The organism is Sporomusa aerivorans, from assembly GCF_041428895.1.
GTDB classification, from domain to species: Bacteria; Bacillota; Negativicutes; order Sporomusales; family Sporomusaceae; genus Sporomusa; species Sporomusa aerivorans.
Map to the genome: position 1 here is coordinate 1255394 of NZ_CP156926.1, position 23453 is coordinate 1278846.

The window sequence follows — 23453 nt, forward strand, 5'->3', positions numbered from 1 at the left end:
AGGTACGCTGTTTCTATTGGGGAAGCGGCGGGAAGAAGGTTTAAGCCCTAAAATAGATAAGCTTGCCCCATGACTGATGGCAAATTCAGACCAGGACAAGTGAGACAGGGGCATCCGGTCGCTTAATTTGATTTTCGCGGCCGGATGCAACATTTTGAGACTTTTAATATCCAGGTAATGCTTAGACTAAATTGAATTCTGGTGCATTTTCCGCTTATAAATAAGCAAAGTAAAAATTGGAGGATTGGATAACTAAAGAAAAGGAGATGACAAAATGCAAAAAATGAGAGATGAGATATCAAGGCGGACTATAGCCAGGATGGCAATTTATTATAATACCCTGAAAAAAATGCTGGCTGAAGGAGAAACAACATGTCCTTCCACCCAGATAGGGCAGCGTACCGGCATAAGTTCGTCAATAATACGCAAGGACTTGTCCTGCTTCGGTGAGTTTGGCACGAAAGGCGTCGGTTACAGGATTGACTTTTTATTGCAATGGATCGGCCAGATACTGGGATACACTACTGTCTGGAATACAGTAGTGGTAGGAATGGGAATGCCGCTATTAACTTTGAATTATCAAAGTTTCCTGCCACCCGGTTTCTGCATCGCTGCAGTTTTAGATATGAACGAGCAGAATTACGGCGTGTTGCTGCCGGAGTTGGGTCTACCCATTGAATCCTTGCAAAATTTAGAGAATGTTGTATTTGAAAAGAAGATAAGCATTGGCTTGGTTGCCGTACCGCCGGAAAAGGCCCAGACGGTAACCGACCGGCTTGTTGTCGCCGGTGTTATCGGTATCGCCAACTTTACCCAGGCTCAGGTGAGAGTGCCTGATAATATTTCCCTGACTCAGATTAACGCCGGGTCGATGATGAGCCAGCTTTCCTATGATTTGGCTCACCCGGTTGCTGCTTTGCGTTCTATAGTTTAGTATATAAATTAAATTTGTTTGACAATAGTTGCCGGCGGGTGCTATTATTGGTAGTAAATAACGGGTTTACTAAATTTGAATATCTTTAGTCAGGTGCCCTACGGGGCTTAATAGGGAAGACCGGTGAAAAACCGGCGCGGTCCCGCCACTGTAATGGGGAGCGAACCCAAGATATACCACTGGGAAGATAATCCCGGGAAGGTTTGGGCAAGCGTTGATCCGGAGCCAGGAGAACTGCCTGACTGCTAATCACCGTTGTACTCACGAGCGATGAGGAGGGGATTACAGCTGCCTTTGTAATGAATTCCTCTTGGCTATTTCGTTTAGCTGAGAGGATTTTTATTTTTACTTAACTTAATTGCATATGGTTATGTCAGGTGCCCTACGGGGCTTAATAGGGAAGACCGGTGAAGAACCGGCGCGGTCCCGCCACTGTAACGGGGAGCGAACCCAAGATATACCACTGGGACAAGTGTTCTGGGAAGGTTTGGGCAAGCGTTGATCCGGAGCCAGGAGAACTGCCTGATGATAATTACCGTTGAACTCACGAGCGATGAGGAGGGGATTAATGTTTCGAATTTCGGTTTAGACAGTTTGGTCAGTTTGCCGATATAAAGCCCCTCTCCGGTCCTTATGGAGAGGGGTTTTTCTGTGCAGAGGATACAATTTTTGAACTAACAGGTTCTATAAGAAAGACTCAAATTTGGTTGTTCTGAGGAAGATTATATAGAAATAAGGAGCGTGGCTTGAGTGAAACAAAGTAAAAGAAAGAAACGCAGTTTGTGTTGGCTGGGGGCTGTAGTGGCCTCTACAATGCTGATAACACCGCCTGTCTTTGCCCAGGAACAGGAAGAGTTTTCTTTGGACCAGTTGGTGGTAACCGCCAACCGGGTCCCGACGAAAGTATCTGAAGCTGCGGCCAATGTAACCGTGATTACCCGAGAGGAAATAGAACGGGGAAATTATACCAGCCTGACCGATGTTTTAAAGCATGCAGACGGAGTTGTTGTGTCGCAGCAGGGGTTTCCCGGAGGCGAGGAGTATATCTGGCTGAATGGTGACGAACGGGTTGCGATTCTGGTGGACGGCCGCAGAGCAAATTTAGGTAAGCTGGCCGGGTCAAGCACCCGTTCCACTTACGATTTAAACAGTTTTCCGGCCCTTGGCAATATTGAGCGCATTGAAATTGTGAAAGGAGCGGCATCGGCTTTATATGGCTCGGATGCAGTAGGTGGTGTAATTAATATCATCACCCGTAAGGGTGAGAAAACGCAGTCCTCCGTTAAAATGGGAACAGGCTCCTGGGGGATGCGCACTTATGATTTCACGACAGAGGGCAGCGACAACGATTGGAGCTGGTTTTTATCAGGCGGAAAACGAGAGCAGGATTACTATTCTTATAAGGATTTTAAGACCGGAACGGTAAAAGATATGCCCAATAGCGCCTATGACCAGAAGCACCTGACGTTACGGCTTGATAAACAGTTGACGGACGACACGTCGCTGACTTTCAGCGCCGGGCATGCCGACGACCATAAGGGACAGCCTGGCGGAGTTCCCGGATATTATAATCACAATGAAACCGCCTATCTGGATACGCTGACCAATACCTGGGATTTAACCTATCATATGAAGAGAAATGCTGAGGTACCAGCTGACCTGCGGATATATCAGAATTATTACAAATATAATTTTCAAGCTTCCGGGTCGAGCGACGGCATGTATAATAATAAGGAGTTGGGTATTTCCTGGCAAGATGGCTGGCGGCTGAATGAACGAAATCTGCTAACCGGCGGCGTCGAATGGCGGGACGTAAAAGTGCAATATCCCGGCTTCTACGACAATAAGAAAATCACCAATAAGGCGTTTTATCTGGAAGACCAGCTGCAGATCGACGATAAATGGGTCTTTACGCCAGGAGTGCGCTATGACCACTACAACATGTTCGGCTCAAAAACGACGCCGCGGGCTTCCTTGAATTACCAGATGGACAAGAATACAGACATGTATCTTTCCTGGGGCAAGGTGTTTAACGCCCCTACTACAGATGATTTGTATTGGCCTTCACAATATGGCGGCTATATGGTCGGCAATCCGGATTTAAAACCAGAAACCGGATATACGACAACGTTAGGCATCAATAAAAAACTGGATGCCAAAACCAGCCTGAAAGCTAGTTATTTCCAAAGCAGGTTAAAGGATGCGATTGACTGGGATAATGCCACTGGCGTGTGGACGCCTTCCAATATCAATGAGGCAAAAAAACAAGGATTTGATGTAGAACTACGGCGTAATCTTTCTCCGGCCTGGGCTGTCAAAACGGGTTATTCCTATCTAAAAGTGGAAACGAAGGAAAAGACCGATTCCGCTTATACGCTTGACACGGATAATTCACAGCCAAACGGTTACCGGCTGGGCATCAGATATACACAGGACAAGTGGAGCGTTGACCTTGACGGGACGGGCGCAAGCGGACGCAGCACTCAAAAGTTTAGTTCCAGCCGCTATTGGATTATGGATCTTTCAGTCAATTATTCCGTCGACAAGAATACCCGTGCTTATTTCAAAGGCAAAAACCTGACTAACCGGGCTTATGAGTTATATGGAGATTCCTACCTGGGCGCATATCCTATGGAAGCCCGCAATTATCAGTTCGGCATTAATTATTCTTTTTAGAAACACTGTCCAGGGCAATCGGCGGCATGAGGTTGTCTGATCCATGCAATAACCTCCAACCCGGTGTTGGCGGTTATTGGCCCAGGTTTTGCCAGGATATGGTTGGATGATATAAAACCTAAGAAAAGTGAAAGGAGCAAAACATGAAGAAAAGAATACTGCTGTTTGCTTTGTGTTGCTGGCTGCTTACAGGCATTGCCGTACAGGCCGCGGAGCCGTCCGCAGCTGCGCCATTGGACTGGGAGATCAGTGTCCGGCCCAAACCGACCGAACAGGAAATAGAAAAAGCACGCTGGTATCCGGTGTTTGCCAATGATATTGCCATATATGAGTTTGACCCGAAATCGCTGCGTTCTGACGAAGCAGATAAAAATGTAGTACGGGTTTTGACTAAAACCACTTTTACCGATCCGAAAGTTAGCGACAATTTAAATGAAAAGTACAAAGAAAAACTAACTGCAGACGATAAGGTTGCTTACATTGAAATAGAGATGGCCTTTCAGATCAGGCAAAAAATGTATGCAGTTATCGGGGCAAAGGTATTCAGTGAGCAAGGAAGACTGCTGGAAGAGCGTCAGCCTGCGGAAAAATTTGCGCCTGTACCTGTAAAGACCTTAGCTGATTCCATGTATGATATCGCCAAAAATTATCTAAGAAATAATTAAACAATACCGGTCCGGTACTATGTGGGGCGTGTCGCAAGGCGTTTTTGAAAAAACGCACAGTGGCGCGCTTCTTTGTTTTGAAGCGTTTGATTACCGCTAGAAGAAATATGTCGAATTTGGCAGAAGAAAAACTTTCGACAAAATTAACCACTTGTGGTAAGATTTAGTTACTAAACAAAAATTAAACAAGGAAATAACGAAAAACTAAATAAACCAATGGTGCAGGTGTCCACAAGGACATAATAGAGAAACCGGTTCAAGGCCGGTGCGGTCCCGCCACTGTAATGGGGAGTGAATCCAAGAAATGCCACTGAGACATATCGTCTTGGGAAGGTTTGGAGGAGCTATGATCCTAAGCCAGGAGAACTGCCTGTACAACAATCACCGTTGACCTGCGAGCGATGGGAAGGGGATTTGCGTATTTTGGCATTTTATTCAGGCAGCTGTTTGCCCGAAATAAGTCAAGAAGCCTCCCCGCATGTCGTTTTGCGTCGCGGGAGGCTTCTTTTTATTTAACTATTGAGGTAAGAGCGCGAATACAGAGCAGGTGATATGCTTATGAACAACATGCAATACTTGAAAGTCGGTGAATATCCGTGGCCTGTTACCGCTGGCGTCAGCTCATTTCTTTTGTACTGCTAACTTTGCTGCTCATTGTGTTGCCCGGGTTTGCCTCGGCTTCCCCGGCAGGGCTTGAATCTCCGGGGGACAGGCCGGTAAATCCGCAGCCTGTGGCTGATGGCGAAATTTTACCGGCGGCTGAGCCAGTCAGCCAGCCTGATTCCTATGGGCAACATCCCCTGGTTGTACAGTTGGACTATTTAAAGGTCGATCAGGCTAAGCCCCTGCTTAGCGCAGTGGTGCCTGAAGACCAGATTAAAACCGACCCGCTGCGAAATACCCTGGTGATCATGAGTAGCCCGGATGTGTATGACCAGATTCACTATTTGCTGACCAAGATCGACACACCGCCCAAGCAGGTCATGTTCGAAGTGCAGGTTATTGAGCTTAACCGCGATGATTCGACCAACCTCGGTGTCGACTGGGGAGCCTCGACTAAACTGCCGTCTGCGCCGGTAAGTGACGACCTGCCATACCGGATTGGCACGGGGAAATACGGCGTTAATCTCCAGGGGGTTGTCAACCGCCTGATTGAAAATAAAAAAGGCCGGCTGCTGGCCAGTCCGCGGGTCGCGACTCTGGACGGCGTAACGGCGAAAATCCTGATCGGCGACAAGCTGGCTGTGGAGAGCTCCCAGCCTACGACCGGCAGTATTCCCATCATCTCGGTAGTTTACGTGGATGTCGGCATTAAGCTGGAGGTAACGCCGGCGGTAAATAAAGACGGATACATTACTACCCGGATTCAGCCGGAAGTAAGCAACAAGACCGACACCACGAAGAACGGCAATCCCAATATCCGGACCCGGCAGGCCGATGCCACCCTCAGGGTTAAAAGCGGTGTGACCATTGTGCTGGGCGGTCTGATTCAGCGACAGGAAACCCGGGACACCTTCAAAGTACCCATACTGGGGCAGCTGCCGCTTGTGGGGGGGCTGTTTCACTCCACTTCCAAGCAGATCACCGAGACCGAGCTGGTCATCATGCTGACACCCAAGATAATTGAGTAAATATATACTCAGGAGGTATATAAATCATGAGCAAATTATTGCGGGCAGTTTCACTGGCGTTGCTGCTTTTAACCACCCCCATGCTGGCGGCCGGCCAGGCTGCCACTGCCGTACCGCCGGTTTCCGGCGTGGTCCTAATGCCGCCAAACGTTCAGTTATTTGGTCATGTCAGTCTTATAAATTGTTATGCTCTTTCCAATAGCTGCTATGCGGTGGTGGAACTCCGTGATACTCCCGGCAAAAGCGTAGTGGTCAGAACGGCCGAAACAAGGCTGCAAAGCCTGCTGGAAACCGCTTTGGCCACAGGCAACCTGATTGCTTTTGTGGGACAGGGGGTTCTTGTCCAGTCGCCGCCCAGGGGCGGGACCTGGAATCTGGAGGTTTATGCGATTGACGAAGTAACGCTATACAACCGGAAGTAAAGTTTCCGTTTTGCAACTGTAAAGGAGAAGCAAATGAAAAGAAGCATAAGCTGTCTGGTGCTCTTGTATATATGCCTGTTGTACCCGCTGCCGGCGGCGGCCGCCCAGCCGGTCGACATGGCCGCCCGGTGGGCGCCGGTCATCTGCCAGACAGATGGCAGCGACGGCCTGGCCGCACCGCAGAATATATTTACTTTGATCAACTATGACCGCGACTGGCGGCTTAATAACAACTGGTATAACCTGCTGTTCTACCCGTTGGACCAGGCTATGTACTACTCGGTCGTGGAAAGTGACACCCATTATTTTATCGGCTATTATCAATACTATCCCAGACATGCCGGCGGCGGGCATGAGCATGACCTGACCGGCGTGCTGGCCGCCGTAAGCAAAACGCCTGACGGCGCCGGGCGGCTGGACATGCTGGTAACCTACAGCAATCACCAGTGGCAGAAATGGTCCGGTTCCCGGGTCCGGCTGGAAGGCAGACATCCGGTAGTGAAAATCCGGACCGCAAGCCATGAGATTACCGCCCTCGGCAAGAGCCGCCGGGCCTTGCCGGCGACTGCCCTGTATGCGGCGGCCGGAGGCGGGCCTGCCGGCTACCGCCTGGTTCCCTTAACGCAGTTGTGGGAGCAGCGCCAGGATATCGGTTCGGGGCGGGTATTTGCCCGCTGGGGATATTTCGACAGCTTTAACGCTATCAAGGTAACCGCGCCCTGGCTTTGGGAATACCACCGGCTCAACTGGCTGGCGACCCCGGGCGAACTCATACAGTATTTCCGGGGCAGACCGGTAAAAGCGTGCCAATATCTTAGCAATCCGTACCAAGCCGGTAGATAAACGAAGAACCGGCTGAGAGAAAAATATAGCCGGACAACTGAATATTGCCAGGTACAGGTGCCCTTAGGGGCTTAATAGGGAAGTTCGGTTAAAAGCCGGCGCGGTCCCGCCACTGTAATGAGGAGCACCCCCATATGATGCCACTGAGACAAATGTCTTGGGAAGGTTTGGGGGAGTGATGAGCCAAAGCCAGGAGAACTGCCTGTACAACGATCACCGTTGACCTGCGAGCGATAGGTAGGGGATTATTGACCATTCCGGATCATAGGATTGTGGCAGTATGTTTACTGTCATAAGTTCCGGGCAGATGGATTTCTCCTATAGTCAGCATGCAGCCGCTTGGCGGGTTGACTAGAGGAGAAATCCATTTTTCATTTGTAAGACAGTTTTAAGTACAGGTGCCCTAATAAGGGTTTAATAGAGAAGACCGGTGAAAAACCGGCGCGGTCCCGCCACTGTAACACGGAGCCGGTCCTGATACGCCACTGGAAGACAAACATTCCGGGAAGGCCGGGCCGGTGATGAACTGGAGTCAGGAGAACTGCCTGTAGGACAATCTTCGTTGACCTGCGAGCGACAGGGAGAGGATTAGCGAGTCAGTGACGAGAGGAGGGTAAGGGAGAAAGCAGGTTGATTCAGCTAGTATCTTCAGAAATTACTGAGGTTTCTAAGGTGGAAGAGGAGAGGTCAAGGAATGAAACAACGAAGACTACAAAAAAAAGCTTTGGCGATGAGTATCGCCTGTACACTGGCTTTAAGCCTGTCGCCGGCTTACGGCGGTATCGGCTATGCGGCCGGGACCGGCAGCGAAGCGTCGCAGGCAACAGAGGAAACTGCGGCGACCGACGCCGGCGCAACGCCGGACTACAGCCTGGAGGCCATCACTGTCGAAGCCAAGCGCCCGAATTGGGAGTCCAAGCTGTCCCCGGGCACGGTGACAGTTATCCGGCCTGATGATTACAAGGGCGAGCAGAAAACCCTGCCCGAATTGCTGCAGGACGTGCCTGGCGTCCATGTCCGCTATGTGTCAGGCAAGGGCCAGTATACCACCGTCAGCGTCCGGGGCAGCACGGCGGCCCAGGTGGGCGTGTTTGTGGATGGCGTGCTCACTAACTTGGGCGGGGATGCGGCTGTCGATATCTCGACAATTCCCATCAACAATGTCGAGCGGATCGAAGTCTACCGCGGCTATATTCCGGCTAGGTTTGGCGGCACCTATATGGGCGGCGTCATCAACATCGTTACCAAGAAGCCGGACAAAGCCAACATCTCGGCCCAAATCGGCAAAAGCTCCTGGGGCGGCACCACCGCCGGCCTGGAGATCACCCAGCCTTTAGGGAGCGGCAGCCTGCTGATCGGCATTAACCGTGATGAGAGCGACGGGGATTTCCGGTATGAGAATCCTTACTCTAAAGAAGTCTATGCAAGAGATATGCCGGGGTTGCAAGCAGAATTGAACCTTGCAATTGATTTTATCAATTTCAATCTTGAGGGTTATATCGGAACTAATCCCAATTTTTCTACTGCAGAGGACATTTATGCGGCATTCGATAATCCGGCTAAATACAATCAGTACTTAAATGCTGCGCTTGATAATTATTATAAATCTTGGGGTTTTTCAACCAAAGAAGCTATGATAAGCGCTCGTGGTTGGACCGAACAAAAATATAATGATGTGGTAAAGCAAGCACTGGATGATGAAAGAAGTATGTTTGACAGTGGGACCGCAGATGTACGAAAACGAATGTCCGAGCTTTCCAACGACAACACCCGCTGGCGGAAGAATAACGACTACAAAAACACTGACGCTATTATCAAATGGCAGGACGACCACTGGCTGGTCAAGGGCAGCTGGAAGAAAATTGACCGCGGGATGCCCCGAAAAGTAGATGTGGATCCAGCATTAAGCACAATAGTGGATCTGCCAGACCAATTCGAGCGGAAGCGGCAGGAACTGACCACCAAGGAGCTGATGGTAGGCCGGCGGGATATGACCGGCAATCTGGAATGGGGCTGGCAGCTTAACTATCTTGACCAGGATAAGCGTTACCGCAATCCGGACTATCAGAAGTTTGGCAAAATGCCTGCAGTATTTGAAGAATGGAGCGCTTACGACTCCCGGCGGCTGGGCGGAGCCATTGACGGCACCTATAAGGCCGGTGACAACCATCTGCTCGAGTTCCTGGCCAACTGGTCGAGGGAGAAAATGGATGTTAACGGCAGCCGGATGGACAAATATGACTTTGAACCCAGTCTTACCAATCGCGAGCGGTTTCGGACCTATTATGAACATACGCTGTTCAATCTCCAATTGCAGGATACCATTACCCTCAACCAGGCCGCCGACCTCTGGCTGACTCCCAGTATTCGCTACAATTATTCCAAGGTCATGGGCAGGGCGCTGGGAAAATCCGATTTAAATAAATGGGTCGATCAGGAGGATTCCCAGGTCAATGACAAGGTCACCTGGCAGGTGGCACTGAAAAAGCAGGTGGACGATCATCTGACCCTGCGCTCTACCTACGGCACCTACTACCGGCTGCTCAACCTGTATGAGATTGCCGGCGACGGCGCCGGCATTCTGCCCCGGCCTAATGCTTATAACGACCCCAGGTATGCCGGTCAAAGCATATTCCCGGTACCCGAGGAAGGGACCCAGTGGGACTTGGCGGCCATCTGGGACGGCAGGCTGCTGGGCGCCAATTCCTCCAAGGTGCAATTGACCTACTTTGGCCGCGATTCCAAGAATATGCTCCAGCTCTACCGCTTCGGCTATAATTATTGGTCTTATACCAATGCGCGCAAGGGGCAGGCCAACGGTGTGGAATTACAGACTGATTTCAACTGGGACAAATGGGATATGAGCCTGGCAGGCACCTACCTGCATACCAAGCAGCAGACCAAGTATAATGCGCCTAACTCCGCAACCGGCGAGATTTATTTCAATTATCCGCAGTTTTATACGCCGGAATGGGAAGGCTCGGCGCGGCTGACCTACCGCCCGGACAACCGGTTGGCTATTTTCGGCGAAGTAAAATATATTGATGAGATGGTTACCGGTATAGGTGAAAATGATAAGCCCTATGGGCAAACCTCCCTGACAACCGTTGGTCTGGGAGCAAAATATAACATTAATAAAGACTGCCAAATCATCGCCGGCGTAAATGACCTTTTTGACAAAGGGCCGGAGATGAGGATTACGCGAGACTATGATGCTAACAGTGCTATCGGTACTAGCAGTTTGCTCGAATATCCGCTGCAAGGCCGTACCTATTATATGACCCTGCAGTACAGATATTAAATGACGGCAAGCAGTAAGGGAGGTGAGGCCACACACGGCAGGTGACTCCAGTCTGGCAGTAAAGGAGGTGACATCAGGCAAGAACTGATGGTGATTCTGGGTTTTCCCACAGAAAACATTAGAAAAGTGAGGTTATGAGTAATGAAGATGAAATTCCATTTTCTTAAGCGCGTTATCGCGACAGCCCTGACACTGAGCGTGCTTGGCAGCTCAGCCGCGCTGGCCGCTACGGAAAACTTATTCGGCTACACGGTGGTTGATTCCAGCTATTCACAAGGTCTGGCCGGCGCCATCAGCGGCGAGCGGACAGGCAATCCAACCACCTTTACGTCCAGCAGCAAGGTCACCGGTTTAAACAGCGACCCGGCACTGTTCAACTACTTCCAGGGTACGGAGAGCCGCCTGGTGCTGCGCCAGTATAATGTGAGCGCTCCGGCAACTTTGATAGCAAATAAAATCATTGACCCGGTTGCTTCCACATGGACGTCTCTGGCAACGCCAACCTGGAGTAACGTACGCAACCTGCACGCGGTGGCTACCAAAGGAAAATGGCTGTATGCCACCGGTTATGATTTGGCAAAGATTGCTGTTGTGAACATGGATAGTAGCTATACACAAACACCATATAACTACCAATTCCCGACAACCTGGAGTATTCCCACATCAGACGTACCAGCCGGTGCCTCGGTCCATGGTGAAGGCTTAACGGTTGTCGACAACAATTTATATGCGCTGTTTACCGTCAATCCGAGCGGCGGCTATTCGGTGTATTCCGACAGTATTGTTGTGAAGTTCGACATTAACGTCTCTACGGGTGCTTTGAGTTATGCCGGCTATTTGAAAGTCGGCAAAAACGCCTTCACTCTTGACCATTTTAACAACAAGCTGTATGTCTGCGCCCTGGGCGGCATGCAGAACGCCGGCAGCGCCAATGCCGACACCCGTCTGGATATCATCGACCTGGCTACCTTCACCAGTACTCCCGTTGCCAAGACAGCTTCCATGGGCGGCGATTTCCGCGACATTACCATCGTTGACGCCAACACTGCCTATGTATTCCTGGGCAACTATGATACATCTTTTGCCAACATGGTGGGCGGCGTGTACCGCACCAGCGTGGCCAATCTCAATTCGCCTGCAGCCTGGACCAAAGTCAGTGACGTGAACTCGGCCGGCTATCTCTGGGGCATCTATGCCGACAGCAACCGGTTCTGGTTTGTCAAAGGCAATCAGATTGACATCTTCCCCGGCCTGCCCACCAGTACCAGCGATGCAGCTACTAAATCCTTCACCGCCAGCCAGTTGGGCTACACCGGCGGCAACCTGAACTCGGCGATTATTCTTGCCCCGGATCAGACTTCGACGCTCAGTGCCAAGCTCAGCACCGGCGTGGCCAAGTCCTTCGCCTCGCACTCTATCCTGGCGCAGCAGGCCCGCAAAGCTGCCGAGCAGTACAAAGGACTGAAAACTATCAACGGTAAGAGAGTCCTGAGCTTCAACTAAGCAGTATTCACCGCCCAGGATTAATTGCTGCGCCTTGCAGTATGCAGCGGAGCCGGACCGGCAGGTGCCTGCGGGCCGTTCCCCGGCAGGAATGATTTGCCGGCCATGTTTAGCAAGCTATAGAAAAGACCCGGCAGCTGGCAGTGGGAAGCAAGCTGCCAGGTCTTTTCTTCTGCCAAAACAGAGGGACTTTTAGAAGTTGTTAAAACACTGAATATATTGACAAGATAGGTAATAAATGATAAAATTTAAACGAAAATATAATATAATGAAGCAGGTGCCCTTTGGGGCTTAATAGGGAAGACCGGTTGAAGTCCGGCGCGGTCCCGCCACTGTAATGGGGAGTGAACTCAAAGTTATACCACTGGGATAAGAGTCCTGGGAAGGTTTGGGTAAGCTATGATCCAGAGCCAGGAGAACTGCCTGTCTAAAGATCGCCGTTTGACCCACGAGTGATGGGGAGGAGATTTCGGTTGCACCTGCTGGCCTGGAAGTATTCGGGCGAGTTGTGTTCAATGTCAAATTTTCTCCTGGTCATAGACCAGGAGTTTCTATTTGCTTTGTGCCTTTGTGCCGGAGAATTCTCCCACCTGTTTATGACAGGTGGGAGTTTCTTATACATTCTTTTTCTATCCTCCTTTATGTTTGCGGGGCTATATGCCCCCGCTCTTTTCTCCGGGGTTGTACTAAAATGATTTTGAATGCTGCCATGGGTATAGATATATTGACAAAAGAGGTAAATGGTGATAAGTTGATTGTAATATTATGCACAATTTCATAATATAGCAGGTGCCCTTTGGGGCTTAATAGGGAAGACCGGTTGAAGTCCGGCGCGGTCCCGCCACTGTAATGGGGAGCGAACTCAAGTTATACCACTGGGACAGGAGTCCTGGGAAGGTTTGGGCAAGCTATGAACCAGAGCCAGGAGAACTGCCTGTCTAAAGATCGCCGTTCAACCCACGAGTGATGGGGAGGAGATTACAGCTTCACCGACTGACTTAGGGTTTTCCAAGTGAGTTGCTGGTTTGCTAAATTAAACTCCTGGTGATAAACCAGGAGTTTTTATTTTGGTACATGAAGAGAACCTCCCGATTACACTGTAGTCGGGAGGTTCTTATTGCAGTTATGTTGCTTTTTTACTCCTTCTTCTGAGCGGGATAATACTTTAGTGTGCAAAGCTTAATACGAGAGGTAAAGGGATATGCAGAAAAAGATTGCCTTCTACGGCAAAGGCGGTATTGGAAAATCTACGACAGCGGCGAATGTTTCGGCGGCCTGGGCGGAAAGCGGTTATCAGGTCTGCCAGATTGGGTGCGATCCCAAGAATGATTCGACCCGTCTTTTGCTGGGACGGGTTTGTTCCCAAACTGTCTTGGATATGGTTAAGAAATATGGGGAAGAGGTTAAAACAGAACAAATTGTCCAGCGTGGTTTCGGCGGAGTGCATTGTGTTGAAGCCGGCGGCCCTGAACCGGGAGTAGGCTGCGCCGGCCGCGGCATTATTGTGGCTCTGGAAAAGTTGAAAGCCTTGCGGGCTTTGCCGGAGGATGCCGTCATTCTGTATGATGTGCTGGGTGATGTGGTATGCGGCGGTTTTGCCGTCCCCATCAGGGAAGGCTATGCGACCGACATCTATATCGTTTCTTCCGGCGAACTGATGTCACTGTATGCCGCCAATAATATTGCCAAGGGAATTGCGCGGTATGCCGCACGGGGACCTGTACGGCTGGGCGGCATTATCGGCAATAGCCGGGGGATCGCTAATGAACAGGCTTTGCTTGCGGAATTTGCTCAAAGGCTCAACACCTCTCTGATCGCTTATATTCCCCGGGACCGCATTGTTAATAAGGCTGAGATACACCGTCAGACAGTAATCGAATTTGCAGCCGATTCTCAGCAGGCGACTGTGTACCGGCAGTTAGCCGCCGTCATTTGTAATGATCCGGTGCTTTCTGTACCTACCCCCCTGGCATTTTCTGAATTAGAGGAGTTGGTGTTAGCTTATGGTGATGAATAAACGGGCAACACCGGTCCGCAAACGGGGATATAGCTGCACTATGCCGGGAGTCTGGCGGGCGGCAGCTCATAATGAAGGGGCTGTGGTTATTTATCATAGTCCCAAAGCATGTGGCCATATTGGCCGGGAAATGGAACTGGGGATGCATTTCCGCTCACTGGCCCAGCAGCAATTTTGCGCCGGGCAATATTCGGCGCCATTAGTAATTAGCGGCTTGCAGGAGGAGCATTCCATTTTTGGCGGCGCCGGCCTGCTGAGAGAATGTATTGACTATGTTGCCGCGGAATACAAGCCTAAGTATATTCTTATCGCCAATTCCTGCGTCGCCGGTGTCATTGGCGACGATACCGCCGCCGTGGCCGGTGAAGCCGAGCAGGCTTGGGGTATACCTGTCATGTCGGTGCCCTGCTATGGTTATCTGGATGGAGATTATTACACCGGCTTTTATCACGCCGGTAAGGTATTGGCTGAGCGGTTTATGGTTAAGCAACCCAAATTAGTCAATATGGTCACTTTGCTGGGAGACCGCGGGGGGCCGAACGGGGCGGATGTGCAGGAGATTAAGCGGTTGCTGGGGTATTTCGGCTTGAAGGTATATTGCCATTTTCCGGCTTTTGCGTCCCTGGAAGATATCAGACGCGTGCCATTTACCGTAATGACGGTGCCGCTTAGCGGTACGAGACAGTCTTATCCCTGGATTCGCAAACTGGGACTTGACCTGGAAGCCACGCTTGATGTTCCTCTTTTTGATAGTGATTATCCCGCGGGGTGGCAGGCGACAGTCGGGTGGTTAACAGATCTTGGCAGGTTTTTAAAACAGGAAGAAGAAGCCGCTATGGTTATCGAGATGGAATTGCAGCGGTTAAAGCTGCATGTCGACAAATGCAGTACGGTGCTGAAAAGAAACAGGATTGCGGTATGTATCGGCCGCCCTGTGCATTACTTTGACCCTGCTTTGTTCTTAGAGTTATGTGCATTATATGAGGTACAGGCAGCAGGAATTGTTATACTGGATGATATGCTTGCTGCGGAACAAGCACAGGCTTTACGGCAGGAATTATCCGGCTACGCCACGATACCCTGTTTTGCGCAGGCCGAGGCGGAAGCCAAAGCCCTGCTGCAGACGGCGGATATTATTGTCACTACCCATGAACTGGCCGACACCGGGAAAAAGCAGTTGTTTTTGCCGTTACTGCCGCTGGCAGGCGTAGGTGGTATTATGACACTGATGACAAAACTGGTACAACTGGCTGAGCGGCATGAAAGGCGGGGAGGGGTCATGTATGTGTAATCAATGGAAGGATACGCGTACCCTGGTCGATGCGTGTGCGCTCACAGGTGCAGCCGCATTTTTCGCCGGGATTCCCGATGCGGCATTAGTGGCTAACGGTCCCCTATGGTGCTATTATTATGCGCTCCGCTATCTGGAAAAGCAATCCCCGGCAGTAGGCGCCCGGTTCTTTTGCACCCAGGCGGACAATCAGGCTGTTGTTTACGGGACAGAGGAATGTTTGCTGGAAACGTTGGCTATAATACGCAAACAGGCCTGTCCGTCTGTTATTCTTGTCGAAAACAGCTGTTCTGTCAGTCTGATCGGTGATGATATTGCGGGTATTGCCAGACAGGCTGATATGAAGTGCCCGGTTGTATGTATTGACAGTGGCGGGCTTGCCGGTGGTTTTAGTGCCGGTTACCGCGCGGCGGCCAGCGCTTATTTTAACGAGCTGCCGCTCCAGCGCAAAAACTGCTTGCAGCATAATACCGTCAATCTGCTGGGATGTACAACCGGTTATTACAATGGAGCCAATGATGTGGCTGAACTAAAACGCATGCTGCATCTGGCCGGCTGCAGGGTGCTGGCCTGCCCGGGAGCAGGCAGCAGCACCCGGGAAATAGCCGCCATGACTGATGCGGCGCTTAATATTGTCGTGCATGAAGAATTAGGGCTGGATTTGGCCAAGTTATTACAGGAGCAGTACGGGATGCCGTATGTGTCACTAATGCTCCCTTACGGTTTACAGGGGTCGTTTTCCTGGCTGCAATATATAGTGGAGTATTTGTCTTTGGCGCGGGTTAACCTGGATGAGGTGCAGCGGGAAGTCGGCTTTTTGGAGCATAAGGTCCAAACGGCTACACTGGAGATGCAACGTATCTGGGGGGATCTTTGGTTTGAAAAGACACTCATCGCCGCGCCGGTATCAACGGCGCTGGCTTTAGCGGCGGCTATTCGTACCGAGTGGCTGGACACCCGCCTGCTGACGGTAGCGGCCTATGGCTGTAAGCCGGGTTATCCTGTACCGGATTGTATTGATACTTTTATCGAACACGCCGACAGTCAGTTAATGGAACAGGAGCTGGCAGCTTTACAGGGAGGGCTGCTATTGGCCAGCAGCAATGAAAAAGCCATTTTGCAGCAACAAGCGGTTTTGGATGTGGTTTGTCAGAATATCGCACTGCCGGTATATGATGAAGTTTTTCTTAGCGATCAGCCTTTTATAGGCTTGCGTGGTTCATGCTATATGCTGGAACGGCTCTGGAACCGGTTTATTACCCAAAGTCAGCGGTTAAGGTGAATGTTATACCGGTCGTTCCCGCAGAAAGATTCTAACTTAACTATGAAGGGCAGAATGATATGAGCGGAAGGGTTCAAAATAAGACTTTATTTTTTATAAGCTTGAGCGCGCTATTATTCTTAGCAATTTTGGCATCGCTTATTTGGGGGCAGATACATGTACCTGCGTCAACTGTACTGAGCATTATCGGCAGGCAATTACATTTTCCCGGAATTGACGGTACCGGAATTTCCCAGGAACAGCTTTCGGTTATCTGGCATATCCGTATGCCAAGGACACTGGTAGGCGTCTTGGTGGGAGCCGCATTAGCGGTATCGGGGGCTGTGATGCAAGGGGTATTTGGCAATTCGCTGGCTGATCCGGGTATTATCGGGGTGTCCAGCGGCGCGGCCCTGGGCGCTGTTATTGCAATTGCCACGGGAGTAACGGCTTATGGTATCTTTTATATGCCGTTCTTTGCTTTGACCGGTGCACTGCTCGCTGTTGGCCTGACAGTTGCTTTGGCCACGCGTGACGGTAAAATTCCGGTGATGGTGCTTCTCCTGGCCGGTGTTGCCGTCAGTATGCTGCTGGGGGCCTTGACTTCGGGGATTTTGACTTTTATGAATGAGTACCGTCTGCGGGAATTTTTATTCTGGATGGTGGGGGGGCTGGACTACCGCCGCTGGGAGCATGTCTACCTGGCAGCCGGACCTGTACTTAGCGGAATTCTTGTTTTGTTCCTGTTGGCCAGACATCTCAATATTTTAATTTTAGGCGAGCAGGAAGCGCGTTCGGTGGGGGTGCCGGTGGCATTTTTCCGGCTGCTGTTATTGTTCGTTTCCGCAGTGACGACTGCAACTGCGGTATGTGTCAGCGGCACAATCGGTTTTGTGGGTTTGGTTGTCCCCCATATTGTGCGTCTTCTGTTCGGGCCGGAGCACCGGACCTTACTGCCTGCCTGCGCTCTGGCAGGCGGTCTGTTCCTGGTAGCCTGCGACACCCTGGGTCGACTGGTAATCCCGCCGGCGGAAGTCCGTGTGGGCATTATGACAGCTTTACTGGGCGCGCCATATTTTTTATACCTGTTGCGTAAAGCGCAGAAGGGAGGCAGGTTATTATGACTACAGCCGGTCAGCCTGTTTTGTCTGTCGCTAATGTGGGTGTTACCCTCAGTGATAGAATTATATTAAAGGATATTTCTTTTTCAGTCATGCCGGGTGAATTTGTCGGTATCATTGGTCCGAATGGCGCAGGGAAGAGTACTTTGCTCAAAGGCCTGCGCAACATGGGGGTAATCTCTGACGGAGACATCAGAGTATTTGGTCAGCCTATAGGCAATATGGGCGATAAACAACTGGCGCGTATGATTGCCTATATGCAGCAGGAAGTCAATATTGGTTTCGGTTTTACCGCTCTGGAGATGGTCTTGGCGGGACGTTACCCATACTTAAAATGGTGGCAAAATGAACAAAGCGAGGATTTTGCGATTGCCAGAAAATATATGGCGTTTACCGGCGTTGAAAGTTTGGCTGAAAAATCAGTGCAGCAGGTGTCCGGCGGGGAACGCCAGCGCATTCTTTTAGCCAAAGTATTGGCTCAGGATACACCGCTTATTTTTCTCGATGAGCCTACCGCCAGTCTGGATCTGGTATATCAGGAAGAGATATTCCGCTATTGTCAGGTCATGTGCCAGCAAGGCAAAACGGTGCTGATTGTTGTTCATGACATAAAGCTGGCTGCAAAGTTTTGTTCCCGGCTGATATTGCTGGCCAATGGAACGGTTGTCGCCGACGGGGCTCCTCAGGACGTTATTACCGCGCAAAACCTGGAAAGAGCCTATGGGCTGCACTCTGCGGTTTTTATCAATAAGGTAACAGGCAATCTGGATATTCATACCTATGAGGCTGCCGGAACTTTAGGCAGACAGCGGTCTGTTCATATAATCGGCGGTGGCGGGGCGGCCGGAAAAATTATGCGTTTGCTGCATGAAAAATCGTTTGCGCTAAGCGGCGGCGTGTTTCAACAAGGCGATACCGATGCCGATGTGGCAGCAGCTTTTGGCGTCAAAGCCATTGTCGGCCCGCCTTTTTGCGTGATTAGTCAGGAGCATGGCAATGAAAATCAGGAAAAAATTCATGCGGCCGATATCACGGTATTGTGCAATCTCTATTTCGGTCAGCAAAATATGGCCAATCTTAAGGCCGCATTTGCTGCCAGAAAGCTTATTGTGATTGAGGATACGCCCGTTGAAGAGCGGGATTTTACCGGCGGAGAAGCAGCCCAGTTGTACCGTAACTTAATTAGCCTGCCGCAGGTAACTGTTTTGAGCTCAAATCAGTTTGCGCAGCAGCTTTTCGAAGGTATAATATAATAGGAGTGAATATTATGCTACAATATACTCCGGATAATTGGCCATATGACGGCAACCGCGACAACCTGCGGGCAGCTGGAAAGACGTCTCTGCCGGCGGCTTTAGTTCTAATCGTGTTAGAGCCCACAGCTGCAGCAAATTCGCAGATAGGGTGCTTTAAAGCCAAACAAATGGCTTACTTCCGGGAACAGTGCATTAAAAATCATATATAGAGAGAGGGGGAGATGACAAAATGACGGAGACAAAAGGGTTAATTATTGTGAATACAGGCAACGGGAAAGGGAAAACGACCGCTGCGTTAGGTTTGGGAATGAGAGCCTGGGGGCAAGGCCTCAGAGTTTTGGTATTGCAATTTATTAAAGGGAACTGGAAATACGGCGAATTAATGGCCGCGGAAAGAATGGGAGCCGATTTTGTAATACGTCAGCTGGGTGAGGGTTTTGTAAGAAATGCCGAGGGCGATGCCAGAAGCGACCATCAGGCTGCCGCGGAGGAGGCCTTAACCGATGCCAGAACGGAAATGATGAGCGGCAGTTGGGATATGATTATCCTTGATGAGATCAACTATGCCATAAAATTTGGCCTGGTGCCGGTAGCTCAAGTAATCGAATTGCTAAAAGGCAAACCCGAGAATTTACATGTTGTACTAACCGGCCGTGATGCGCAACCGGAAATTATCGATCTGGCCGATCTGGTTACAGAGATGAAAGAAATTAAACACCCGCTTAAGCAAGGTATAAAGGCGCAGAAAGGTATTGAGTACTGAGTTGGTAAGAAGCTTATTTTGAATACTGTTGACCTAGCTCCAGAAATCGCCAGCCGCCGGCGCCATCCAATTCGAGTACCCGGCGGTGATAGGCCATGAGCGAGGTTCTATGGCCAATGCTGATTAAGGATGAGGATGAGAGTGTTTTTTTCAGCAGTTGATACATTTCTGCTTCCGTGGTTGTATCAATACATGAGGTGGTTTCATCCAGGAAAACCCATTTGGGCTGATGTACGATGGCCCGGGCAATAGAAAGACGCTGGAGTTCACCTTGCGAGAGACTTTTCGACCAGTCGGCCTCCGTATCGAGAAACGGAATGAGTGCGCTCAGTTTGCACATATGCAGCACTTCGGCCACTTTTTCTTTGGCTACCCGGCCATCCCTGACCGGGTAGAGCACTGCCTGACGCAATGTGCCAATGGGTAGATATGGTTTCTGGGGAAGAAACAGGACAACGGCTTCTGACGGGAAAAATATCTGTCCGTCAAAGTAGGGCCAGATACCTGCCAGCGTCTGTAATAAAGTAGTTTTTCCACAGCCGGAAGGTCCGATGATGAGCAGGCTGTCGCCAACGGATACTTCGGTTGTGAGTTTGTCTACCAGTGTGTGACCATCAGGAGATTTTATAGAAAGCTCTTGGGTTGTCAGTTTATTTGGACAGGTTAAGGTGGTGCCCGAAAATTCGCGTTGCGGTATTTTAATGAGCTGCAAATAGAACTCTTCCAGCCGGTTTTTTACAGCTTGCCACTGGGCGATCTTTCCAAAGCTATCAATAATATAGGAAAGCGCGGAGTGAACATACCAATAAGCGCCTGCTATTTCGAACAATTGACCAAGTTGTAATTCATCATTGAAATATTTGGGCGATGCGATCAGGAAGGCAAATACCGTAGATAACTGTGCATATGCCGTTGAAAGCCAAGTTACATTCCTTGTTGTTCTGATCATGGCGAGATAGGTTCCAATGATATTTGAAAAACTTTTTAACAGGCTGCATTGTTCCCAGGCTTCCCCTTTGTACAGGGCAATACATTCTGCATATTCTTTGATTCTCACGAGCCCATACCGGAAGCTTGCTTCATTGCTTTGCTGGACATTATTTTGCAGCATAAGCGGGTGGCCAATTTGCATGGTTGCCCATGTTCCCATGACGGAATAAAGCAGTGCAAACCAAACTAAATATCCTGGAAAGATAATCTCAGTCTCGAAGAGGGAGACGGTTACTTCACCTGACAGCTGCCACAGGACTGCTGAAAATAAGCAAAGTGTTATCATCTGGCGCAATAAACCTAAGGTTAACTCCAGGGAATGACTGACAAATATTTGAATATCTTCGCCGATACGCTGGTCCGGATTGTCTGCGGCATTTGCCGCCAGTCTCATATGAAAATAGGATTGATTATGTAACCACAGGGCGATAAATTCAGTTGTAAGCCATTGGCGCCAGCGAAGCTGTAATAACATTTTAAAATGTGTCTGCCAACCCGAGGTTATGACGAGAACGGAACAAATCGAAGCAAAATTCAGCAGTGAATGGTAAAAACCAGACTGGCTATGCTGTTGCAGGTGATTATAGAAACCAACCTGCCAGTTGTTGAGGTGCATATGCAAAAACACAAGCAAGCCTGTGCACAGGATAAGTAAGATGCTACCCAGCCACGCTTTTGGAGCCGCTGCCGATAACCAAAACGATAGTGCCATTCTAATCAAAGTTACTTCTCCTCTCAATTAAGAAGATCAAGTGGCTTGAAAGGAAGATATGGCATGTATATGCTGCTGTTAGTCGGGATATACAAAAATAAATATGTGAGGATTTCGTCATGCTACAACTTGTAAATTTATCGAATTATGTTACCGATAATGAGCTTATTGCCAATAATCCGGCGCGACTGAGTTCCTTTTTAGAGCAACATAACCTGGACGGTTTGGAACTGATGCTTTGTGCACCTTGGGATGATAAACTTCACAAACGGGAGTGGCTGCATGGCTGCCATCTGCGTTTTTGGCCGTGGTGGCTGGATTTTTGGCGCGGTGACCAGGCGGCTTTGCTGCAGCAGTTTGGCAGCCAGGACGAGATTAATGCCTGTTACGGCGGCCCGGCCCGGGAGGACTGGCTGGATATATACCGGGAAAATATCCGGACAGCCACAGCGGCAGGGGTAAAATATCTTGTTTTTCATGTCAGCCATGTCCGGGTACCGGAATTATTCAGCTGGCAGTTCAGTGCGACCAGCCGGGAAATCATTGAAGCCACAATTGAGGTAGTCAATGCCCTGGCGCCGGATATTCCCCGGGAGACCGCCCTGCTATTTGAAAACTTATGGTGGCCGGGATTAACGTTAACGGATAAGGAATTGACCGCCCTGCTTCTTAACAATGTGGCTCACAATAATTGCGGGATTATGCTGGACACCGGTCATCTGATGAATACTAACCCGGGTCTAAAGAGCGAGGCTGAAGGGGCCGAATACATTCTCGCGACCTTGGAGAAGCTTGGCCATTACCGCCACTTTGTCCGGGGTATCCATTTGCATAAGTCGCTATCGGGGAAATATCTGCGCCATAGCCAGAGGGCAAAGCCGCACAAGGCAGAGTACACCATGGAAGAGGTTATGAACCATGTACTTAAGATTGATGAGCATCGGCCGTTTAACACTGCTGCGGCGCAGCAAATCGTCGACTATGTGCAGCCCGAATTTCTTGTACATGAATTTCTGTATAACTCGCTGGCTGATTGGGAGCAAAAGCTCAATACGCAGCGGCAGGCACTTAACTTAACTGAAATGGCAATATGAGTCTACATTTGTAAAATAAGAGGAAAATAACGCAGTATTTGGCTTTTATTGGGTTGACAGTCTTTTGTTTACAAAGTTATACTGGTATCATACAGGTGTTACAGCTTTTAATTAATAATTAATGTTAGAAAATAATTGCGGATAATGGTGGCATGAAGCTACAGCATGAAAATCTTCCTGTTGTTTCATGCCCCTTTTCATTCATACATCGCAATCTGATGCGTGAGGTGTGCAATATGTTTAGTTTTTCTACAGTGGAGGAATTCTCTGAACTGCGGGAAACGGTACGGCAAAAACTCAACCAACTGCTTGTGACAGGGGTTGAGCCACTGTTTGTCGCCGTGAACGAGGCGGTAAATAACGCCATTTTTCATGGCAACAAACAAGACAAAGCCAAAAAAGTATATCTGGCTATCACCAGCTCTCCTGGTGAGGTCCGGATAATTGTCCGCGATGAAGGCGGCGGTTTTTCAAAAATGGCTAATGCACAACCGGATGAACTGCGGGAAAGCGGTCGTGGTCTTGAAATCATCGGATTATGTGTGGATCAGTACTATTATAATGCGCAGCCTAGTGAAATCGTTTTAATTAAAAAGGTGGCGGTATCACCGCTTGAGAGCAAACGCAGGGTTGTTGTATGAAAGGAGAGTATTACAGATGAATATCACCAGCAGTATTGTTAATAACCAGGTTATTGTCGATTTGTCAGGCGGTATGTATGTTGAGGGGGCAGAGATCTTACGGGAGAAGCTCATTAAGTATATGGAAGAAGGTCAAAAGCATTTTGTAATTAGAATGGCGCAGGTTGACTATATTGACAGTTCCGGGCTTGGTGTACTGGTCTCCATACATAAAAGGACGCGGCAGAGCAACGGCAGTCTGGCTATTAGCGGTGCAAACGGATTTGTCAAGGAATTGTTTGAACTAACCCGTCTCGACAGAGTATTTAGTATGCAATAACCGGCAAGGAGAT

General features: G+C 49.7%; 19 protein-coding genes and 7 riboswitches. Of the genes, 18 read left to right on the forward strand and 1 reads right to left on the reverse strand.

Translation table 11 applies throughout. From position 1 onward, the window contains the following. The first annotated feature begins 274 nt into the window (after positions 1 to 274). The 15 genes from SATMO3_RS05520 to cobO all read left to right on the forward strand — a co-directional run bounded on the left by SATMO3_RS05520 (position 275) and on the right by cobO (position 19684). Positions 275 to 934, forward strand: a complete 660-nt coding sequence (locus SATMO3_RS05520; protein ID WP_371378662.1) for a redox-sensing transcriptional repressor Rex — start codon at positions 275 to 277, stop codon at positions 932 to 934. 74 nt (positions 935 to 1008) lie between these two features. Then, positions 1009 to 1191, forward strand: a riboswitch (cobalamin riboswitch). A gap of 101 nt (positions 1192 to 1292) precedes the next feature. Then, positions 1293 to 1475: riboswitch (cobalamin riboswitch) on the forward strand. Between the two features lie 209 nt (positions 1476 to 1684). Next, complete coding sequence (locus tag SATMO3_RS05525) at positions 1685 to 3610, forward strand: TonB-dependent receptor plug domain-containing protein (RefSeq protein WP_371378664.1); 1926 nt, start codon at positions 1685 to 1687, stop codon at positions 3608 to 3610. Between the two features lie 143 nt (positions 3611 to 3753). Further along, complete coding sequence (locus SATMO3_RS05530; RefSeq protein ID WP_371378667.1) at positions 3754 to 4275, forward strand: hypothetical protein; 522 nt, start codon at positions 3754 to 3756, stop codon at positions 4273 to 4275. A gap of 206 nt (positions 4276 to 4481) precedes the next feature. Next, a riboswitch (cobalamin riboswitch) is annotated at positions 4482 to 4664 on the forward strand. A 207-nt stretch (positions 4665 to 4871) separates the two neighbouring features. Beyond that, positions 4872 to 5906: a type II secretion system protein GspD gene (locus tag SATMO3_RS05535; RefSeq protein ID WP_371378670.1), complete on the forward strand. Its 1035-nt coding sequence runs from the start codon at positions 4872 to 4874 to the stop codon at positions 5904 to 5906. A gap of 26 nt (positions 5907 to 5932) precedes the next feature. After that, the gene (locus SATMO3_RS05540; protein ID WP_371378673.1) at positions 5933 to 6328 is read left to right on the forward strand and encodes a hypothetical protein; all 396 of its coding nucleotides are present in this window, start codon (positions 5933 to 5935) and stop codon (positions 6326 to 6328) included. 33 nt (positions 6329 to 6361) lie between these two features. Then, a complete protein-coding gene (locus SATMO3_RS05545) occupies positions 6362 to 7171 on the forward strand; it encodes a hypothetical protein (RefSeq protein ID WP_371378676.1) in 810 nt (269 codons plus the stop codon). A 38-nt stretch (positions 7172 to 7209) separates the two neighbouring features. Continuing rightward, positions 7210 to 7392, forward strand: a riboswitch (cobalamin riboswitch). Between the two features lie 158 nt (positions 7393 to 7550). Beyond that, positions 7551 to 7735, forward strand: a riboswitch (cobalamin riboswitch). Between the two features lie 130 nt (positions 7736 to 7865). Then, positions 7866 to 10472 (forward strand): TonB-dependent receptor, encoded by a 2607-nt coding sequence (locus SATMO3_RS05550; RefSeq protein ID WP_371378678.1) that lies wholly within the window; start codon positions 7866 to 7868, stop codon positions 10470 to 10472. Between the two features lie 141 nt (positions 10473 to 10613). Further along, a complete protein-coding gene (locus SATMO3_RS05555; protein ID WP_371378681.1) occupies positions 10614 to 11975 on the forward strand; it encodes a hypothetical protein in 1362 nt (453 codons plus the stop codon). A gap of 258 nt (positions 11976 to 12233) precedes the next feature. Further along, a riboswitch (cobalamin riboswitch) is annotated at positions 12234 to 12417 on the forward strand. 328 nt (positions 12418 to 12745) lie between these two features. After that, positions 12746 to 12928: riboswitch (cobalamin riboswitch) on the forward strand. Positions 12929 to 13176: 248 nt separating this feature from the next. Further along, positions 13177 to 13992: an AAA family ATPase gene (locus tag SATMO3_RS05560; RefSeq protein ID WP_371378683.1), complete on the forward strand. Its 816-nt coding sequence runs from the start codon at positions 13177 to 13179 to the stop codon at positions 13990 to 13992. Continuing rightward, positions 13979 to 15283, forward strand: coding sequence for a nitrogenase component 1 (locus tag SATMO3_RS05565; protein WP_371378686.1), 1305 nt, complete (start codon positions 13979 to 13981; stop codon positions 15281 to 15283). Before SATMO3_RS05560 ends, SATMO3_RS05565 begins: the two co-directional genes overlap by 14 nt. Further along, the gene (locus SATMO3_RS05570) at positions 15276 to 16565 is read left to right on the forward strand and encodes a nitrogenase component 1 (protein WP_371378689.1); all 1290 of its coding nucleotides are present in this window, start codon (positions 15276 to 15278) and stop codon (positions 16563 to 16565) included. Before SATMO3_RS05565 ends, SATMO3_RS05570 begins: the two co-directional genes overlap by 8 nt. 59 nt (positions 16566 to 16624) lie before the next feature. Continuing rightward, a complete protein-coding gene (locus SATMO3_RS05575; RefSeq protein WP_371378692.1) occupies positions 16625 to 17668 on the forward strand; it encodes a FecCD family ABC transporter permease in 1044 nt (347 codons plus the stop codon). After that, a complete protein-coding gene (locus SATMO3_RS05580; RefSeq protein ID WP_371378696.1) occupies positions 17665 to 18918 on the forward strand; it encodes an ABC transporter ATP-binding protein in 1254 nt (417 codons plus the stop codon). Before SATMO3_RS05575 ends, SATMO3_RS05580 begins: the two co-directional genes overlap by 4 nt. A gap of 14 nt (positions 18919 to 18932) precedes the next feature. Next, complete coding sequence (locus tag SATMO3_RS05585; protein WP_371378699.1) at positions 18933 to 19130, forward strand: hypothetical protein; 198 nt, start codon at positions 18933 to 18935, stop codon at positions 19128 to 19130. 20 nt (positions 19131 to 19150) lie between these two features. Further along, on the forward strand, positions 19151 to 19684 hold the full coding sequence (gene cobO / locus SATMO3_RS05590; RefSeq protein WP_371378703.1) for a cob(I)yrinic acid a,c-diamide adenosyltransferase: 534 nt from the start codon (positions 19151 to 19153) through the stop codon (positions 19682 to 19684). 13 nt (positions 19685 to 19697) lie between these two features. On the opposite strand, the gene SATMO3_RS05595 is transcribed toward cobO, so the two are convergent. Then, positions 19698 to 21386: an ABC transporter ATP-binding protein/permease gene (locus SATMO3_RS05595; RefSeq protein WP_371381673.1), complete on the reverse strand. Its 1689-nt coding sequence runs from the start codon at positions 21384 to 21386 to the stop codon at positions 19698 to 19700. Positions 21387 to 21505: 119 nt separating this feature from the next. Here SATMO3_RS05595 and SATMO3_RS05600 point away from each other — a divergent pair, with 119 nt between their 5' ends. From SATMO3_RS05600 to SATMO3_RS05610, 3 genes are all read left to right on the forward strand, one after another. Further along, positions 21506 to 22480 carry a TIM barrel protein gene (locus SATMO3_RS05600; RefSeq protein ID WP_371378706.1) on the forward strand — a complete coding sequence of 325 codons (975 nt, stop codon included), beginning with the start codon at positions 21506 to 21508 and terminating at the stop codon, positions 22478 to 22480. A gap of 236 nt (positions 22481 to 22716) precedes the next feature. Next, the gene (locus tag SATMO3_RS05605) at positions 22717 to 23121 is read left to right on the forward strand and encodes an ATP-binding protein (RefSeq protein WP_371378709.1); all 405 of its coding nucleotides are present in this window, start codon (positions 22717 to 22719) and stop codon (positions 23119 to 23121) included. 16 nt (positions 23122 to 23137) lie between these two features. After that, entirely contained in the window at positions 23138 to 23440 is a 303-nt protein-coding gene (locus tag SATMO3_RS05610) for an STAS domain-containing protein (protein ID WP_371378712.1), read from the forward strand. Positions 23441 to 23453: the final 13 nt, after the last annotated feature.